This window comes from Bartonella sp. AP7XZML (genome assembly GCF_042195745.1).
Taxonomy (GTDB): domain Bacteria; phylum Pseudomonadota; class Alphaproteobacteria; order Rhizobiales; family Rhizobiaceae; genus Bartonella.
In genome coordinates this window covers 1-2,357 of sequence record NZ_JBHIOT010000023.1, presented here as the reverse complement: position 1 = coordinate 2,357, position 2,357 = coordinate 1, and the positions used below count along the sequence as shown (strand labels likewise).

Here is a 2,357-nt window from a genome sequence, read left to right as displayed (position 1 = left end):
GAAAACCACGTGCGACATCAACAAATATTCCTGCTATGCCATGGCAAGAGGTTCCGGCATTTTATCAAAGCTTGGATGATAGTATCCTTTCAAATTTAGCACTGAAGTTATTGATTTTGACGGGAGCACGGTCATATCCATTGCGCTATTTGCGCCTTGAACAAATTGATAAAAATATATGGACAATACCAAAAGAAAATATGAAGGGCATTGTAGGAAAGGTTTCAGATTTTCGAGTACCATTGAGTAATGAAGCTTTAAAAGTGATTGAAAAGTCTCTTCCCTTTGAAAAAAATGGTTTTCTCTTTTCTGGTCTTACAGGCAACCCCATTTCTGATGCCACCATGGCAAAGTATATGACAGTTTGTAGTTTGACTTATCGTCCCCATGGTTTTCGTTCAAGCTTACGGGATTGGATAGCAGAGACAACGTCAACACCATTTGAGATTGCCGAAACTGTTCTTGCCCATTCAGTTGGGAGTTCAGTGACAAAAGCTTATATGCGAACGGATTTTTTAGAACAGCGACATGTTCTCTTGGAACAGTGGGCTTCATTTATAACAGGATAGAATTTTTACAATTACCTCTGCAGTGTTTTTTTAGTTATTTTGACGAGAAATTTGATATGTCCAATTCTGTGAAAATAACAGTTTTAAATGTGTAAAGCTATTATTGATAGTCTCCATGAGACGAGTAAAATTAAGAAACCATTTTCTAAAGAATTTCGCGCGTCTCAGAGTATGTTTAGAGTCGGATATTTGGTTTTTGTGTAAAAATACTTACCAATGCGTCCATAATACGTGAAAAATCAAGTGCTAATAAGAGTATAATGAGTACAATCCATTTCGTATAACGTGACATCACTTTTATACTTTTGTAGGTCATGATAATTTCTTGAAGTATTTCTTTTTCTCCTTCTGTAAGTTCTATATCGTCTTGTGTTCTTTTTCTAGCCATGTTTCCACCCACACACACGTTCACCCTGCTTGTTATGCTTTAAGATTTCTCTTGCTAAATTGGAACTGATGACGTTGACATCTTGCCTCTCTAAATAAATTGGCAACCAACCAACACAAGAGACATACTTATTTGTCCCGCAACCAACGAGAGAGAGCAGCACGCACATCAGCATCACTTTTCTGATTAACTTCATTTTCCACCTCCAGCCGTGTTGTTGCTGCCTTTAAGGTTTTTTCTGTTTGCTTTTGCCGTTCTGCCTTTTTTCCGAGGGTAAAAGCTTTTGCCAAAGCCATAAAAAAAGCGGCTAGAGCCGCGCCTGTTAACAGCAGATTTCTTTTCATCCATAAGATCATAGGCGGTGTTCCTGAAAACGTTTAGCAACAAAGAAAATGCCAGCACATGCAGCTAAAACCATGATAGTGGCGAGCGCCCATTGCACTGGACCATTGCCGGCTAATAAGCCACCAAGCCCAGAAAAAGAGCCAATGACTGGTGCAAGGGCTTCGGCTTTGAAAAGCCCTGTTGGTGCTTGCGTTTCTACGGTTTGGTAGTTAGAGGAAACAAAAGCACCTTTCGCCCATAAGCCTGCTTCTGCTGCACGCCGGTGTGCGAGACCTTCAAGACGCTTCCCGCCTGCTTTGGTCCATTTCTGTAGCTCTGCAGGGACAGCTTCATATTCACCTTGATTGAGCTTTTTTAACAGTGTCGAGTTACAAAAGGCTGTTGTTCCTACATTATAGCAAAAGGAGACTAAAGCCGCGAATTGTTCATCGGTTAAGGCAACTTGAACGGCTTGTTCAACGGCATTTTCAAATTGTCTTAAGTCTTGGCAAAGAAGTTCTTCTGCTTGTTTTTCGGTGATTGCCATACCTTTATGAACAAAAGGTTTTCCAGCACTGTTTGTATGTCCATAACCTATTGTCCACACCCCAATGGCATCTTTATAGGCGTTTAAACGCAAACCTTCCCATTGTTTGATAAGTGCAAGTCCTTCTGATGATATTTTTCGCATATGCTTCTCCATAAAAAAAGCTCCGCAAAAAGCAGAGCTGGATTAAAAAATTGATATTTTTCCTATTTGAAAGGATGGCTTGTTAAAACCTATGTAGCTTGTTCATTGGAATAAAAGAAGATTTTTTCTCAACTTTTAATTTCTTTCTTGACAAATATTCGTTTATAAACGAATATACATCATGTTTGAAATACGTCACTACCTTACTTCTGATGGCAAAGACTTGATAGCTGATTGGCTGCGAAAGCTCCGTGATATGCAGGCTAAAACTGCAATTATTCGCCGCCTTAATCGTTTAGAGCAGGGAAACTTTGGCGATTTCAAGCCGCTTCGTGAGGGTGTTCATGAATTGCGTATTAATGTTGGTCCTGGCTACCGAGTTTAT

6 protein-coding genes are annotated in these 2,357 nt (G+C 39.8%); 2 read left to right on the top strand and 4 right to left on the bottom strand.

The window, feature by feature from the left end:
- The coding region (locus tag ACFILT_RS02655; protein ID WP_375679529.1) for a tyrosine-type recombinase/integrase at window positions 1-569 on the top strand (569 nt) is incomplete at its 5' end.
- Window positions 570-744: 175 nt separating this feature from the next.
- Here ACFILT_RS02655 and ACFILT_RS02650 read toward each other — a convergent pair.
- From ACFILT_RS02650 to ACFILT_RS02635, 4 genes are read right to left on the bottom strand one after another with little or no spacing between them, the layout of a single operon-like run.
- A complete protein-coding gene (locus tag ACFILT_RS02650) occupies window positions 745-957 on the bottom strand; it encodes a hypothetical protein (protein WP_375607123.1) in 213 nt (70 codons plus the stop codon).
- A complete protein-coding gene (locus ACFILT_RS02645; protein ID WP_375679528.1) occupies window positions 950-1,153 on the bottom strand; it encodes a hypothetical protein in 204 nt (67 codons plus the stop codon). Before ACFILT_RS02645 ends, ACFILT_RS02650 begins: the two co-directional genes overlap by 8 nt.
- Complete coding sequence (locus tag ACFILT_RS02640) at window positions 1,086-1,313, bottom strand: hypothetical protein (protein ID WP_375679527.1); 228 nt, start codon at window positions 1,311-1,313, stop codon at window positions 1,086-1,088. Before ACFILT_RS02640 ends, ACFILT_RS02645 begins: the two co-directional genes overlap by 68 nt.
- On the bottom strand, window positions 1,310-1,972 hold the full coding sequence (locus ACFILT_RS02635; protein ID WP_375679526.1) for a lysozyme: 663 nt from the start codon (window positions 1,970-1,972) through the stop codon (window positions 1,310-1,312). Before ACFILT_RS02635 ends, ACFILT_RS02640 begins: the two co-directional genes overlap by 4 nt.
- Before the next feature lie 181 nt (window positions 1,973-2,153).
- Here ACFILT_RS02635 and ACFILT_RS02630 point away from each other — a divergent pair.
- Window positions 2,154-2,357 (top strand): type II toxin-antitoxin system RelE/ParE family toxin (locus ACFILT_RS02630; RefSeq protein WP_375679525.1); only part of this gene is annotated, 204 nt, incomplete at its 3' end.

What these genes read in the sequence shown, in the direction of transcription:
- ACFILT_RS02640 (WP_375679527.1), bottom strand. Translation starts at nt 1,313, where the DNA reads ATGATCTTATGGATGAAAAGAAATCTGCTGTTAACAGGCGCGGCTCTA.
- ACFILT_RS02650 (WP_375607123.1), bottom strand. Translation starts at nt 957, where the DNA reads ATGGCTAGAAAAAGAACACAAGACGATATAGAACTTACAGAAGGAGAA.
- ACFILT_RS02635 (WP_375679526.1), bottom strand. Translation starts at nt 1,972, where the DNA reads ATGCGAAAAATATCATCAGAAGGACTTGCACTTATCAAACAATGGGAA.
- ACFILT_RS02645 (WP_375679528.1), bottom strand. Translation starts at nt 1,153, where the DNA reads ATGAAGTTAATCAGAAAAGTGATGCTGATGTGCGTGCTGCTCTCTCTC.